Source organism: Mesorhizobium waimense (genome assembly GCF_003601975.1).
GTDB classification, from domain to species: domain Bacteria; phylum Pseudomonadota; class Alphaproteobacteria; order Rhizobiales; family Rhizobiaceae; genus Mesorhizobium; species Mesorhizobium waimense.
In genome coordinates this window covers 49,655-64,887 of sequence record NZ_QZWZ01000007.1, presented here as the reverse complement: position 1 = coordinate 64,887, position 15,233 = coordinate 49,655, and the positions used below count along the sequence as shown (strand labels likewise).

Here is a 15,233-nt window from a genome sequence, read left to right as displayed (position 1 = left end):
GACCTTATGAAATACTCGATCTTCTCGCTCGCCCGCGCCGCCCTTTCCGGCCACAAGAACTGGCAACGCACCTGGCGCGACGCCACACCGAAGGATCGCTACGACGTGGTGATCATCGGCGGCGGCGGCCATGGGCTGGCTACCGCCTGGTTCCTGGCCAGCGAGTTCGGCACCAAAAATGTCGCGGTGCTGGAAAAAGGCTGGATCGGTTCCGGTAATGCCGGCCGCAACACCACCATCATCCGCTCCAACTACGGCCTGCCTGGGAATACCGGCTTCTACGAATTGTCGATGAAGCTGTGGGAGCGAATGGAGCAGGACCTCAACTACAACACAATGGTCAGCCAGCGCGGCGTCATCAACCTCTACCACTCCGACGCACAGCGCGACGCCTATGCGCGGCGCGGCAACACGATGCGCATCAACGGCATCGATGCCGAGCTGCTCGACCTCAAGGCAGTCAAGAAGATGATGCCGTTCCTCAATTTCGACAATGAGCGCTTTCCCGTGCAGGGCGGACTGCTGCAGCGGCGCGGCGGCACGGCGCGGCACGATGCCGTCGTCTGGGGCTATGCCCATGCGGCAAGCGCGCTCGGCGTCGACATCATCCAGAATTGCGAAGTCACCGGCTTTGCCCGTGACGCCAATGGCAAGGTGACTGGTGTCGAGACGACGCGCGGCAAGATCGGTGCCGGCAAGGTCGGCATGGCGGTGGCCGGTTCTTCCTCGCGGGTTGCCGCGATGGCCGGGCTGCGCCTGCCGATCGAGAGCCACGTGCTGCAGGCGTTCGTTTCCGAGGCGATCAAGCCGCTGCTGCCCTGTGTCATGACCTTCGGCGCCGGCCACTTCTACGTCAGCCAATCCGACAAGGGCGGGCTGGTCTTCGGCGGCGACATTGACGGCTACAATTCCTACGCCCAGCGCGGCAATCTGCCTGTCATGGAAGACGTCTGCGAGGGCGGCATGGCGCTGATGCCGATGATTGGCCGCGTCAGGCTCTTGCGCCAGTGGGGCGGCATCATGGACATGTCGATGGACGGCTCGCCGATCATCGACAAGGGCCCGGTCGACGGGCTCTACATCAACGCCGGCTGGTGCTATGGCGGCTTCAAGGCGACGCCCGGCTCCGGCCTTGTCTTTGCCCATCTTCTTGCCCGCGACACGCCGCATAAGGAGGCCGAAAAATTCCGCCTCGACCGCTTCCGGACTGGTGCTGTGATCGACGAAAAGGGCCAGGGTGCCCAACCGAACCTGCATTGAAGGCGGTGTAGAAGCGCATGCGTATTGTCTGTCCCTTCTGTGGCGAACGCGAACTCGGCGAGTTCACCTATCTGGGTGATGCCAAGCCGGCCCGGCCGGCGGCGGATGCCGGCGAAGACGCCGTCTTCGACTACGTCTATCTGCGCGACAATGTTGCCGGCGCAATGAGCGAGCACTGGTATCATAGCGGCGGCTGCCGGGCCTGGCTGAAGGTCACCCGCAACACGCTGACGCATGAGATTTCGGCCGTCGAACCGGCGGCGGGTGCTGGCGCCGCCAAGGTTGGTGCGTGATGGTCGGCGGCCCGCAGACACATCGGCTGAGCAACGGCGGCCTGATCGACCGCTCGGCGCCGCTAAGCTTCCGTTTCGACGGCAAGACCTACGTCGGTTTCCAGGGCGATACGCTCGCCTCGGCGCTGGTCGCCAACGGCGTCAAGCTGGTCGGCCGCTCGTTCAAATACCATCGTCCGCGCGGCATCCTCACCGCAGGCTCGGAAGAACCCAACGCGCTCGTCGAATTGCGTAGCGGCGCAAGGCGCGAGCCGAACACCAAGGCGACGACGGCGGAACTTTATGAAGGCCTCGAAGTCGCCAGCCAAAACCGCTGGCCGTCGCTGCGCCACGATTTCATGGCGGTCAACCAGCTGTTCGCGCCGATCTTCGTCGCCGGCTTCTACTACAAGACCTTCATGTGGCCGGCGAAATTCTGGGAAGCGATCTACGAGCCAGCGATCCGCCGTGCCGCCGGCCTCGGCCGCGCCGCCGGCGTTGCCGATCCGGATCATTACGACAAGGCCTGGGCGCATTGCGATGTGCTGATCGCCGGCTCCGGCCCGGCCGGCCTTGCCGCAGCGCTCGCCGCTGGCCGCTCTGGAGCCCGCATTATCCTCTGTGAGGAGGATTTTGCGCTCGGCGGCCGCCTGCTTGCCGATGGCGGCACGATCGATGGCCGGCCGGCAGCCGAATGGATTTCGCGCACGCTGGCCGAACTTGGCTCGATGCCGGACGTCCGCATCATGACCCGCACGACGCTGTTCGGCGTCTACGACGGCGGCACCTATGGCGCCATCGAGCGCGTCAACGACCATCTGCCCTCGCCGCCCGAGCACCAGGTGCGCCAGCGCTTATGGCGGATCGTCGCCAAGCGCTGCGTCGTCGCTGCGGGTTCGATCGAGCGCCCGATCGTGTTTGCCGGCAACGATACCCCCGGCGTGATGATGGCTTCTGCGATGCGGACCTATGTCACCCGCTATGCGGCGACGCCGGGAAAGCGCATCGCGCTGTTCACCAACAATGAGGATGGCTGGCGCACGGTCGAGGCAGCACTCGGTGCCGGACTGCAGGTCGCCGCGGTCATCGACGCGCGGCCGGATGTCTCGCCCGCTCACCGCTCGCTGGCCTCCAAAAGCGGCTTTACCGTGCTGCACGGTTCGGTCAGCAGCGTCGAGGGTGGCAAGGACGGCGTCAGGAAAATTGCGGTGTTGCTCACCGGCGGCGCGCGCGCCGAGGTCGAGGCCGACGGGCTTGCGGTTTCCGGCGGTTGGAACCCGGCGGTCGGACTCACCTCTTACCATCGCGGCCGGCCGAAATGGCGCGACGACATCGCCGCTTTCGTGCCGGATGGAGCGCCTCCGGGAATGGTCGCCGTCGGCGCCGCCAATGGTGCCTTTGGGCTTGGCGCTTGCCTGCGCGAAGGTTTTGAAGCCGGCGCTGCGGCGGCAAGCGATGCCGGGCGCAACGGCAACGCGGGCGCAGCGCCCGTCGCAGAGGACGAGGCTTTCTCGCTGACCCCGCTGTGGCGTGTCGCCGGCAAAGGCAAAGCGTTCGTCGACCAGCAGCACGATATCACCGCTTCCGACGTCGAGCTGGCGCAGCGCGAAGGTTTCGAATCGGTCGAGCACCTGAAGCGTTACACCACTCTCGGCATGGCGACCGACCAGGGCAAAACCTCGAACATTGCCGGCCTCGCCATCATGGCGGCGGTGAGCGGCAAATCCATTCCAGAGACCGGCACGACGATCTACCGCCCGCCCTATGTTCCGATCGCCATCGGCGCCTTCGCCGGCCATCATCGCGACGAGGCCTTCCATGCGACGCGGCTGACGCCGTCGCATCACTGGGCCGCCGAACAGGGCGCGGTGTTCGTCGACACCGGCCTATGGAAGCGGGCGCAATGGTATCCGCGCGCCGGCGAAAAGGACTGGCTGGAATCGGTGACCCGCGAGGTCAAGTCGGTGCGCGGCGGCGTCGGCTTCTGCGATGTCTCGACGCTCGGCAAGATCGACGTGCACGGCGCAGACGCCGGCGCTTTCCTCGACCGCGTCTACATCAACACTTTCTCCAATCTCGCCGTCGGCAAGGCGCGCTACGGGCTGATGCTGCGCGAGGACGGCCTGGTCTATGACGACGGCACCACCTCGCGGCTGGCCGAGGACCATTATTTCCTGACCACCACCACCGCCAAGGCCGGGCCGGTGATGCAGCATCTCGAATTCTGCCGCCAAGTGCTGTTTCCGGAACTCGACGTGCAGCTGACCTCGGTCTCCGACCAGTGGGCGCAATTTTCCATCGCCGGACCGAAAACTCGGGACGTCCTCAAGGAAATCGTCGATCCGGCCGAGGACCTTTCCAACGAGGGCTTCCCATTCATGGGTGCGCGCAAAGTGGCACTGCGCGGCGGCATCAGGGCGCGGCTGTTCCGCATCTCCTTCTCTGGCGAGATGGCGTTCGAAATTTCGGTGCCGGCCCGCTATGGCGAGGCGCTGGTGCGCAACCTCATGCAAGCCGGCAAGCAGTTCGGCGTCACGCCCTATGGCACCGAGGCGCTCGGCGTCATGCGCGTCGAGAAGGGCCATGTCGCCGGGCCGGAGTTGAACGGCACGACCACCGCGTCCGACCTCGGCCTCGGCAAGATGATGTCGACCAAGAAGGATTTCATTGGTCGTGTCATGGCTGGCCGCGAGGCGCTGATCGCACCGGACCGGCAGGTCGTGGTCGGTATCAAACCGACGGACAAGGTACGGCGCCTGCGCTCCGGCGCGCATATCATTCCAAAGGGCCAGACGCCGGGGCCGGACAACGACCAGGGCTATGTCACCTCGGTCTGCTTCTCGCCGACGCTTGACCAGTGGATCGGGCTCGGGCTGGTCGAACGCGGACGCGAACGCATCGGCGAAATCGTGCGCGCGCATGATCCGCTGCGCGGCGAGGAGTACGACGTCGAGCTCTGCAATCCCGTCTTCTACGATCCGGATGGAGGGCGCCAGCGTGGCTGAGTTTTCCTGGGAGGTCCGCAGCCCGCTCGAACGCGCGCTTGTCGCCGGACCGTTTGGCACGCGCGGCGATGCCGGCGTGTCGCTGACCGAGATCCGCAACTTCGACCTGATCCAGGTAATGGCGCGGCGTAGCAAGGCGGCTCACATGGCCGAGGCTGCGAAGGGCCGCTTCGGCGTTCCGGCTCCGGATACGCCAAGGGCGGTCGACGCGGCAGACGCGACCCTCATCTGGTCCGGACCCGACCAGTTCCTTGTGCTGTCGAAAAGCGGCAAGCATGCGATAGAAGCGCTCGGCCAGGCATTTGCGGCCTCGGCTTCGCTGTCCGATCAGTCGCATGCACGCGTCTTGATCAGTGTGTCGGGCACCAAGGCGCGCACCATGCTCGCCAAGCTGTCGTCGATCGATCTTCATCCGGATGCATTTTCGATCGGCGCTGCAGCGGCGACTTCGATCGACCACACCAGTGTCACGCTCTGGCGTGGCACCGACGGCCCGGATGGGCAGGCGGTGTTCAACCTTCTTGTGTTGGCGACTTTTGCCGAAAGCCTGTGGCACACGATGCTTGATGCGGCCGCTGAGTATGGCGTTGCGATCGCGCATTCGGAGGCGTGATCGTTCCCAGCTTTTGCTGGAGACCGCCAATCATAGATCTCGGCGCTGCCCCTCATTGCCCTACCGGGCATTTCTCCCCGTAAGCGGGGAGAAAGAAGCTGGCCGCAGCGCCGGCGCCTCTTTTGCAACGCTGGTGAGTGGCGAAATCGTCGATGAGAGCGCCCTTCTCCCCGTTCACGGGGAGAAGATGCCGGCAGGCAGATGAGGGGCAGCGCAAACGCCCGGAAGATAATGCTGAGCGGCGAGTTCAAACCGCAAGCGATGCGTACGACACAGCAGCTTCGCCTTGCCAAATCCAACCGCACTGCTATTCTTGCTGCTAAAATAATTTTACACACAGGCAAACTTGTTTCTCGAACCGCAAGGCTGAGATGAGCCAGTCGCCCTACCCTGCCGTTGCCGCCGGACCGCCCCGGCCGAGCCTGATCCTCAGGCCCGGGCAGATCGCGCTGCCGCCCGGCATGGAGCGCTACACGATCCAGGGCAATGGCGCAGTGCTGATCGAGGTCGAGGCCGGCGACACGATCAGCGTGCGCAATGTCGAGGGCGGCCAGGCCTGCGAGCTACTGGCCTGGGACAAGTCTGGTGCCACTGACCCCACCATCCTCGGCGAAAAATCCAACAGCAATGCCGCCGGCATCAAGGCGCTGCTTGTCGACGGCGACGACAGTCTTTCGGCTGTGCGCCGCGGGCTCAAACGCCGTCAGGTGCAGCTCGATCAGGCGAAGGCGGTGCGTGTGTTCGGCGGTGCAACGCCCGCCGGCACCGAGCAAAGTTTCACCGTCGCGCGCGACGGCGCGATGCTGATTGCTGCGCCTGGCGGGCCAATGCTGGTCGACGGCCACGACACCGCCACGCCGCTCACTGTGATCGTCCGTCGCGCCACCATCCGCACGGCGGCGAAGTCTCAGCTCGGCGACCCACTTGCCGATCCCGTGCTCGACCTCAGGGTGCATTCGGCGACGGCGGAATCCTATTTCATCAAGGCCGGCGACTATCTGCAGATCATCGATGTCGACGGCCGGCAATGCACCGACTTCCAGTGCTTTTCGGCGCGCAAGCTGGACAAGGGGCGCGATCATCCGCTCGACGTGACCACGACGCGCACGCTGATGGGATCGAGCTATCCGATGCCCGGCCTGCACTCGAAATATTACGACCAGGACATGGAACCGCTGGTCGAGGTGGTGCAGGACACGTGCGGGCGGCACGACGCTTTCGCGCTCGCGTGCGCGGCCAAATATTACGACGACATCGGCTATCCCGGCCACACCAACTGCTCGGAGAACTTTAATCGCGCGCTGTCGGACAAGGGCGTCACGCCTCGCGCCGGCTGGATGGCGATCAACTTTTTCTTCAACACGGCGATCGACGCGCATGGCGTCATGGTCTCCGACGAGCCGTGGTCGCGGCCGGGCGATTATGTGCTGCTGAGAGCCCTCACCGATATCGTCTGCGTGTCCTCCGCTTGCCCGGACGACACGACGCCCGCCAATGGCTGGAACCTCACTGACATCCACGTGCGGACCTATTCCGGCCAGCACAAATTCTCGCGAGCGATCGCCAGACGCATGACGCCCGATTCGGAACCGAAAATGACCCGCGAGACATCCTTTCATTCGAGCTTTGCCAAGCACACGCGCGACTTCGTCGAGTACAGGGGGTATTGGCTGGCCAACTCCTTCGCCAAGGAAGGGCCGATCGCCGAATATTGGGCCTGCCGGCAGGACGCGGTCATCATGGACCTGTCGCCGCTGCGCAAGTTCGAGGTCACCGGCCCTGACTCCGAGGCGCTTCTGCAATACACGCTGACCCGTGACGTGAAGAAACTCGGCGTCGGTCAGGTCGTCTATACGGCGATGTGCTACGAGCATGGCGGCATGATCGACGACGGCACGCTGCTTCGGCTCGGCAAGGACAATTTCCGCTGGGTCGGCGGCGACGATCTGTCCGGCGAATGGCTGCGCGAGACGGCCAAGAAACTTGGCCTCAATGTGCTGGTGCGCTCCTCCACGGATCAGATGCATAATGTCGCCGTGCAAGGGCCGAAGAGCCGCGACATCCTCCGGGAGGTCATCTGGACCTCGCCGCTGCAGCCATCGATCGACGAGCTCGAATGGTTCCGTTTCGCCGTCGCCCGCATTGGCGGCGGCAACGGCATCCCCGTCGTCGTCTCGCGCACCGGCTATACCGGCGAGCTCGGCTACGAGATCTGGTGCCATCCACGCGACGCCGAAAAAGTCTTCGACGCGATCTGGGATGCCGGCCAGCCGCACGGGCTGAAGCCGATGGGACTGCAGGCGCTCGACATGGTGCGCATCGAGGCCGGGCTGATTTTCGCCGGCTACGAGTTCTCCGACCAGACCGATCCGTTCGAGGCCGGCATCGGCTTCACCGTGCCGCTGAAGACCAAGACCGACGATTTCATCGGCCGCGAGGCGCTGATTCGCCGCAAGGAACACCCGCAGACGAAGCTGGTCGGGCTCGACATTGGCGCCAATGTCGCTGTCGGCCATGGCGACTGCGTGCATGTCGGCCGTGCCCAGATCGGCGTCGTCACCTCGGGCATGCGCTCACCCGTGCTGAACAAGACCATCGCGCTGGCGAGGCTCGATGTCATCCATTCGGCTGTCGGCACCGAGGTCGAGATCGGCAAGCTCGACGGCCATGCCAAGCGGCTGCCGGCACGGGTCGTGGCCTTCGCCCATTACGACCCGCAGAAGACCAAACCGCGCTCCTGACGCCAGCTTGAGGCCCGGCAAAACCAGCTCGCCCTACGGCACTCACCGGCGTCGAAATGGATGCGCGGTCACAGTGATGTGCACATGTCCACAAAACGCTTGACGTGAAAGCGCGGCGGATCAATCTTCACTGTTAAGAAAAAAATACGACTGAGTGGAAACACTGACAGTCGGCCATATCATGTCGGGGGAAGCTTCGCGAAGCCGAGGCGTCGCCGGCGGGGACAACAAAAAGGGGAACACAGACACATGAGCACGGTAACCACTGCCCTGGTGCAGCCTGCCGAAGGGCAGCTGCACCGGAACATCGACTGGCGCGGCGCCTTCTGGGTGGCCAGCGGCGTTCCAGCCCTCGTCCTGTTTTCGATCGGCGGCATTGCCGGCACGACCGGAACGCTGGCCTTTGTGATCTGGACCGTGTCCATGATCATGGGCTTCCTGCAGTCCTTCACCTACGCGGAAATCGCCGGCCTGTTCCCGAACAAGTCCGGCGGCGCCTCGATCTACGGTGCCACCGCCTGGCTGCGCTACTCCAAGTTCATCGCGCCGCTGTCGGTGTGGTGCAACTGGTTCGCCTGGTCGCCGGTGCTGTCGCTCGGCTGCTCGATCGCCGCCGCCTACATCCTCAATGCGCTGGCGCCGCTGCCTATGTTCAGCGAGACCTCGCCAGACGTCGCCGCCTATATAGCGGCGCATGTTGGAACAGCTCCCGCCGACGCCATCGCCGCGGTGACCGCTGCCGCGACACCGGCGATCCGCACCTGGTCGCTGTGGAGCCACACGCTGGGTCCGGTCTCCTTCACCTTCAACTCAACCTTCTTCATCGGCGCGGTGCTGATGCTGATCATCTTCTCGATCCAGCATCGCGGCATTCTCGGCACCGCCAATGTGCAGAAATACATCGGCCTTTTGGTCATCATCCCGATGCTGATCGTCGGCGTCGTGCCGATCTTCACCGGCCAGATCAACTGGGCGAATTTCTCGCCGCTGGTGCCTCTAGCCGCCGCCTACGCGCCCGAGCCCGGCGCGTGGAACATCGCCGGCTGGACGCTGGTGCTTGGCGGCATGTTCATCGCCGCGTGGTCGACCTACGGTTTTGAGACCGCCGTCTGCTACACGTCCGAGTTCAAGAACCCCGGCACCGACACGTTCAAGGCGATCTTCTATTCCGGCCTGCTATGCATGCTTTTGTTCATCCTGGTGCCCTTCACCTTTCAGGGCGTGCTTGGCTTGAACGGCATGCTCGCGACGCCGATCGTCGACGGTTCCGGCGTTGCCGATGCACTGGCTGGCATGGTCGGCGGCGGACAGCTGATCCACAGCCTGCTCGTCATGCTGATGATCCTGGCGCTGGTGCTCTGCATCATGACGGCGATGGCCGGTTCCTCGCGCACCCTCTACCAGGGCTCCGTCGATGGCTGGCTGCCGCGCTATCTCAGCCACGTCAACGAGCATGGCGCGCCGACGCGAGCTATGTGGACCGACCTCGTCTTCAATCTGATCGTGCTGGCCATCGCCTCGGCCGACGCGACGAGCTTCTTCTTCATCCTCGCCGTGTCGAACTGCGGCTACATCATCTTCAACTTCCTCAACCTCAATGCCGGCTGGATCCACCGCATCGACAACGGCCATATCGCACGGCCGTGGAAGGCACCGAGTTGGCTACTCGGCGTCGGGGCGATCTTTGCCTATGTCAATGCGATCTTCATGGGCGCCGGCGCCAAGGTCTGGAACCCGATGGCGCTGTGGGCCGGCCTGATCACCGCGGCGCTGATCATCCCGGTGTTCTGCTTCCGCCACTACATCCAGGATGGCGGCAAGTTCCCCGACCACATGCTGGCCGACCTCGGCATGTCGTCAGCCGATCTCAAGGTCAAGAAGGCGGGAATGCTGCCCTATCTGACACTGGTCGCCGGCGTGGCGGTGATGCTGCTGGCCAACTGGCTGTTCGTCATCTGACCTCAAGGATCGGGCGTAGCTCAAAGCGCCTGGTTGACCCAAGAAAATGCCGGCCGGTCGAGACATCGACCGGCCGGCTTTTTTCATTCCGCCGCCAGCGCCAGCTGCGGCTGTTCGATGTTCTCCGCCGGCCCGGCGTCGGCCGGTTGCTCCTCGGCTCCACGCTTCTTGGGCTCGCGGCCGAAGAACAGAGCGTAGGCTGCCGGAAGCACAAGGATGGTGAGGACGGTGGCGACGAGGATGCCGCCCATCATGGCGTAGGCGAGCGGGCCCCAGAAGACGGCGCGCGAGATCGGGATCAGCGCCAGCACCGCCGTCATCGCCGTCAGCACGATCGGCCGGAAGCGGCGGACAGCCGAGCCGATGATGGCCTCGGATCGTTCCATGCCTCTGGCTATGTCCTGGTCGATCTGGTCGACCAGGATGATCGAGTTGCGCATGATGATGCCGAGCAGCGCGATGACGCCAAGGATGGCGACGAAGCCGAACGGCGCCCCGCTGATCAACAGCGCGGCAGCCGCGCCGATGATGCCGAGCGGGCCGGTGGCCAGCACCAGCATCGCCTTGCCGAAATGCTGCAGCTGGATCATCAGTAGCACGACGATGATGGCCAGCATGATCGGAGCTTTCGCGGCGATCGAAGCCTGGCTCTCGGCCGAATCCTCGGCGCCACCCTGGATCTCGATCTTGTAGCCGGGCGCGAGACCATCGCGCAGGCCCTTGATGTCGTTGTACATCTTGGTGACGACATCGTTGGACTGCACGCCGTCCGGCAGCGTGCCGCGCACCGAGATGGTCGGCAGGCGGTCGCGCCGCCATTCGACGCCCTGCTCCAGCACCGGAACGACCTTGGCCACTTGCGACAGCGGCACGAAGCCACCGAAGTCGGTCGGGATATAGACCGAGTCGACCGACGACAGCAGCTTGCGGCTCGCCTGCGGCTCACGGGCGACGATGGAGACCGTCTCCTCGCCGTCGCGGAAGTCGTCGAGCGGCGCGCCGGACATGGTTGCCTGCAGCATCTGGCGGATGCGCTGCGAGCTGACGCCGAGTGCACGGGCGCGATCCTGGTCGATGACCAGCTTCATCGCCGGCACCGGCTCCAGCCAGTCGTCATGGACGGCGCCGAGCAGCGGATTGGCCTGGAACTTCGCCTTCACCTCGTCGGCAATGCGACGCACCTCCTGGCGATCCGGACCCATGACGCGCATCTGCACCGGCCAGCCGGTGGGCGGGCCGAGGAACAGGCGGTCGACCTTGGAACGGATCGAGGGGAAATCCTCCGCCAATATGGTGCGCAGCTTGACGATCAGCCTCTCGCGGGCCGGTTCGTCCTTGGCCATGACCAGAAGCTGGGCGAAGTTCGGATTCCTGAGCTGCTGGTCGAGCGGCAGGAAGAAGCGCGGCGCGCCCTCGCCGATATAGGTGGCGATGAAACGCTTGTCCGGGTCGTCCATCATCCTGGATTCCAGCGCCTTGGCCTGCGTCTCGACTTCCTTGATGCTCGTGCCTTCCGGCAGCCAGAGATCGACCAGGATTTCCGGACGCGAGGACTGCGGGAAGAAATTCTGCGGGATGAACTGGAACGCCCACAGGCTGGTGCCGAAGGTGACCAGGGTCATCACCAGGACGATGATGCGATGGCGCACGGCCCAGCCGACGGTGGCGCGAAGCCGACGGTAGAAGCTGGTGTCGAAGGCATCGTGATGATTGCCGGCATGCTTGCGCTGCTTCAGGATCATGTGGCCGAGCCATGGCGTGAAATAGACCGCCACGAACCAGGACACGACCAGCGCGATGCCGACGACGTAGAACAGGGTGCGCACATATTCGCCGGCCGTCGAGGCGGCGAAGCCGACCGGGATGAAGCCGGCGGTGGTGATCAGCGTGCCGGTCAGCATCGGGAAGGCCGTCGAGGAGTAGGCAAAGCTCGCCGCCTCGATCTTGACCAGCCCCTCCTCAAGCTTTCGTTCCATCATCTCGACGACGATCATGGCGTCGTCGACCAGCAACCCGAGCGCGATGATCAGCGCGCCGAGCGAAATGCGCTGCAGGTCGATGCCGATCTCGTACATGATGGCAAAGGTGGCGGCCAAAACCAGCGGAATGGCAATCGCGATCACCAGACCGGAGCGCCAGCCGATCGACAGGAACGAAACGACGAGCACGATCAGCAGCGCCTCGCCAAGCGCCTCCATGAACTCGTTGACGGCGTCCTTGACGACCTCGGGCTGGTCGGAAATCTGGTCGACCGCAACGCCATAGGGCAGCCCTTCCTCGAAGCGCTGGTAGGTCGCCTCGACGTCCTTGCCGACGTCTTTGACGTTGAAGCCCTTGGCCATGACGACGCCGACCTGGACGCTCTCGTGGCCGTTGAAGCGATATTTGCGCTGGTAGGGATCCTCGAGACCGGAGGTCACGGTGGCGATGTCGCCCAGCCGCGTTACCTGGTTGCCGGCGCGCAGGCGCAGCTCGCGGATGTCGGCCGCCTTGGTCACGTCGCCCTCGACCGAGATGCGCACCGAACGCAGGCCTGTATCGACCGAGCCTGCCGGATCGACATTGTTTTGGCCCTTGATGGCGTTCTGCAGATCGGTGAGCGTCAGGCCGCGTTCGGCGAGCGCCTTGGACGAAACGTCGACATAGAGTTTTTCGGGCTGGTCGCCGATGATGACCGCCTTCTCGACGCCGGCCGTCGTCAGCAGCATATCGCGCGCCTGGATGGCGAACTTCTTCAGCTCGGGATAGCTGTAGCCGTCGCCGCTGATCGAATGCAGCGTGATGAAGGTGTCGCCGAACTCGTCGTTGAAATAGGGACCGAGCAGGCCTTGCGGCAGATCGCCGGCGATATCGCCGACCTTCTTGCGCACCTGGTAGAAGGCATCCTTCACCTGGTCGGCGTTGGTGTCGCCCTTGATCTGGACCGTGATGATGGCGCTGCCGGCGCGGGTGTAGGAGCGCACGAAATCGAGGTGCGGCGTTTCCTGCAGCTTGCGCTCGATCTTGTTGACGACCTGGTCTTCCATCTCCTTGATCGAGGAGCCTGGCCAGACCGCCTGCACGACCATGACGCGGAAGGTGAAATCCGGGTCCTCCTTCTGGCCCATGCGCATCAGGCCGAGCGCGCCGGCGATGATGATCAGGCCAAACAGGAAGCGCGCAATGCTCGGGTGTCCGATCGCCCAGCGCGAAAGATTGAAAGGCTTTTTTTCATTCGTGTCGGTGGTCATCGGCGTCAGTCCAATCCAATTGATTGTCGGCGCATGCGCGCGGCATGCTCACGGAATTTCCGATGCTGGCTTCCGGGCGACGAGGCTTTCCGAGCGGAGAGACACTCGTCGCGGTGGGACGCGAGGACGGATGTGGGGGTTACATCGACCTGACGTCTCGACAATCGGGCACTCGTCGCCCGGAAACCGTGACCCACCAGACCTCGCGGCTTGCGCCTAAGGTGATGACAAGTGGGCTTTCATTTCGCCTGGCTTCAGCGCAGGCTGCTGGTGATCTCGCCATCATTCTCCGCCGAGGCGGCCTGCTGCGCTGCATCGCCGGAGAGCTTGACCTTCAGATTCTCGGTCATGAACTGCGTGCCGGCGGCAACCACCACGTCGCCCTGCTTCAACCCGTCGGCGACATTGACGCCGTCGGCGGTGAAGTCTCCGACCTTGACCGGGCGCGGATGCACCGTCTCGCTGGTGCGGTCGACGGTCCAGACGATCTTCTGGCCGTCCTGCTCGGCGAGCGCGCTGAGCGGGACCGACACCATTTGCTGCCGGCTCGCCACCGAGGCCTCGATATTGGCGGTCATGCCAAGCAGCACTCGCGGATCGTTGGGCAGCGAGACGCGAACGGCAAAGGTGCGCGACTGCGGATCGGCGCTGCCGGCAACCTCGCGGACCTTGCCGGCAAGCGTCAGCGCATCGTCCGACCAGAAGCTCGCCTTGACGTCCTTGCCCGGCTTGAATTCGGCGATATCCATTTCCGGAACGGCGATCAGCACTTCCTTCTCGCCGTCGACGGCGACCGTCATGACCGGCGTGCCGGCGCCGACCACCTGGCCGACATCGGCGCTGACATTGGTGACGATGCCGTCCTGGCTTGCCTTGAGATCGGTATAGCCGACTTGGTTTCGGGCCTGGGCAAGGGTCGAGCGGGCGGCATCGCGCGTCGCCACCGCCTGGTTGTAGGTCAGCGTCGCCTGTTCGAGCTGCGACTTCGACGCGAAGTTCTTGGCGTAGAGCTGCTCGGCGCGCTTCTTGGTCAGATCGACTGTCTCGACCTGCCGCTCGGCGGCATCGAGGCTCGCCGCCGCACTCTTGACCGACAAGTCGTAGTCGGAAGGGTCGATGCGGGCCAGCTCATCGCCCGAAGTCACATGCTGGCCGATATCGACGAGGCGCTCGGTAACCTTGCCGGCGACCCGGAAGCTGAGGTTCATCTCGGTACGGGCGCGCACCGAGCCGGAATAGTCGAGCTCTCGGGTGGTTTGCGCCTGACCGATCTCGACTACCTTGACCGGCCGGATGATATCCTTGACTTCGGCCTTTTCCTGGCTGCAGCCGGCAAGCCCGAGCACCGCGACGACGAGCACGGCCGGACCGACTGCCGGAAGCCTGCTCATGATGGAATTGGACAAAGACACTTTAGTACTCCCAAACTGGAGATGAACTGTCTTCCGGCGCCCGGCGGGCGGCGGTTATTTCTTCAAGGCCTTGATCGCGTAATCGATGAGGTCGTCGGGCATCGCCCGGTTGGTCTTGGCAAGACATTGCGCCACCATCTGCGGATGGCACAGGATGACGGTGGCGGCGCCGAAGCAGCGCGACGCGATCACCGGATCCTGCTCGGCAAACTCGCCGGCTTTGATGCCGTCGCGGATCACCTCCGCGAACAGATCGTGGATGCTGTCGACATGCTTGTCGATGACGCCCCAGTCGCGCTCGAGGGCGACGATGACCATCTCATGCACCTTCTGGTCGTCGAGCATGACTTCCATCGTCATCTTGTATTGCGCATGCACGTAACGGCGCAGCCGCTCCTCGGCGCTGATCGGCAGGCGGGAAATCTCGTAGGCCATCTTGTAGCTGGCGCCGAGCATCCGGCCGCAGACGGCCTGGTGGATTTCGACCTTGGAGGCAAAGAAGCGATAGATGTTGGCCGGCGACATGCCGAGCTCGCGCGCAATGTCGGCGACATTGGTCTTGCCGTAGCCATAGTGGCGGAACAGGCGTTCGGCGCAGTCGAGAATGCGGGTGACATTCTCCTGGCGGGTCGGATCGGCCACGATGTTTGCGGTCTCGGGCATGGCTCTCTGTCAAATTACGAGTGACGAATTTCAATTTTCATCAGTCATAAATCGAAATTCGTGAGATGTCAACGCGGA

The 15,233-nt window shown here is 64.1% G+C and carries 9 protein-coding genes; 6 read left to right on the top strand and 3 right to left on the bottom strand.

Annotated features, from left to right (window positions below):
* Positions 1 to 6 precede the first annotated feature (6 nt).
* From D3227_RS10975 to D3227_RS10950, 6 genes are all read left to right on the top strand, one after another.
* The gene (locus D3227_RS10975) at positions 7 to 1,260 is read left to right on the top strand and encodes a sarcosine oxidase subunit beta family protein (protein ID WP_120014135.1); all 1,254 of its coding nucleotides are present in this window, start codon (positions 7 to 9) and stop codon (positions 1,258 to 1,260) included.
* Between the two features lie 17 nt (positions 1,261 to 1,277).
* Entirely contained in the window at positions 1,278 to 1,553 is a 276-nt protein-coding gene (locus tag D3227_RS10970; protein ID WP_120014134.1) for a sarcosine oxidase subunit delta family protein, read from the top strand.
* Entirely contained in the window at positions 1,553 to 4,537 is a 2,985-nt protein-coding gene (locus D3227_RS10965; RefSeq protein ID WP_120014133.1) for a sarcosine oxidase subunit alpha, read from the top strand. Before D3227_RS10970 ends, D3227_RS10965 begins: the two co-directional genes overlap by 1 nt.
* Positions 4,530 to 5,150, top strand: a complete 621-nt coding sequence (locus D3227_RS10960; protein ID WP_120014308.1) for a sarcosine oxidase subunit gamma — start codon at positions 4,530 to 4,532, stop codon at positions 5,148 to 5,150. The genes D3227_RS10965 and D3227_RS10960 overlap by 8 nt, the downstream gene beginning before the upstream one ends.
* A gap of 371 nt (positions 5,151 to 5,521) precedes the next feature.
* Entirely contained in the window at positions 5,522 to 7,891 is a 2,370-nt protein-coding gene (locus D3227_RS10955) for a trimethylamine N-oxide demethylase (RefSeq protein ID WP_120014132.1), read from the top strand.
* Positions 7,892 to 8,140: 249 nt separating this feature from the next.
* Positions 8,141 to 9,850 carry a trimethylamine N-oxide permease gene (locus D3227_RS10950; RefSeq protein WP_120014131.1) on the top strand — a complete coding sequence of 570 codons (1,710 nt, stop codon included), beginning with the start codon at positions 8,141 to 8,143 and terminating at the stop codon, positions 9,848 to 9,850.
* 83 nt (positions 9,851 to 9,933) lie between these two features.
* Here the strand turns inward: D3227_RS10950 and D3227_RS10945 are convergent, their stop codons facing one another.
* The 3 genes from D3227_RS10945 to D3227_RS10935 form a co-directional block, all read right to left on the bottom strand.
* Complete coding sequence (locus tag D3227_RS10945; RefSeq protein ID WP_120014130.1) at positions 9,934 to 13,080, bottom strand: efflux RND transporter permease subunit; 3,147 nt, start codon at positions 13,078 to 13,080, stop codon at positions 9,934 to 9,936.
* Positions 13,081 to 13,334: 254 nt separating this feature from the next.
* Complete coding sequence (locus D3227_RS10940; protein WP_167480673.1) at positions 13,335 to 14,471, bottom strand: efflux RND transporter periplasmic adaptor subunit; 1,137 nt, start codon at positions 14,469 to 14,471, stop codon at positions 13,335 to 13,337.
* 75 nt (positions 14,472 to 14,546) lie between these two features.
* Complete coding sequence (locus D3227_RS10935) at positions 14,547 to 15,155, bottom strand: TetR/AcrR family transcriptional regulator (protein WP_120014128.1); 609 nt, start codon at positions 15,153 to 15,155, stop codon at positions 14,547 to 14,549.
* Positions 15,156 to 15,233 lie beyond the last annotated feature (78 nt).

What these genes read in the sequence shown, in the direction of transcription:
- D3227_RS10950 (WP_120014131.1), top strand. Translation starts at nt 8,141, where the DNA reads ATGAGCACGGTAACCACTGCCCTGGTGCAGCCTGCCGAAGGGCAGCTG.
- D3227_RS10975 (WP_120014135.1), top strand. Translation starts at nt 7, where the DNA reads ATGAAATACTCGATCTTCTCGCTCGCCCGCGCCGCCCTTTCCGGCCAC.
- D3227_RS10955 (WP_120014132.1), top strand. Translation starts at nt 5,522, where the DNA reads ATGAGCCAGTCGCCCTACCCTGCCGTTGCCGCCGGACCGCCCCGGCCG.
- D3227_RS10935 (WP_120014128.1), bottom strand. Translation starts at nt 15,155, where the DNA reads ATGCCCGAGACCGCAAACATCGTGGCCGATCCGACCCGCCAGGAGAAT.
- D3227_RS10940 (WP_167480673.1), bottom strand. Translation starts at nt 14,471, where the DNA reads ATGAGCAGGCTTCCGGCAGTCGGTCCGGCCGTGCTCGTCGTCGCGGTG.
- D3227_RS10970 (WP_120014134.1), top strand. Translation starts at nt 1,278, where the DNA reads ATGCGTATTGTCTGTCCCTTCTGTGGCGAACGCGAACTCGGCGAGTTC.
- D3227_RS10945 (WP_120014130.1), bottom strand. Translation starts at nt 13,080, where the DNA reads ATGACCACCGACACGAATGAAAAAAAGCCTTTCAATCTTTCGCGCTGG.
- D3227_RS10965 (WP_120014133.1), top strand. Translation starts at nt 1,553, where the DNA reads ATGGTCGGCGGCCCGCAGACACATCGGCTGAGCAACGGCGGCCTGATC.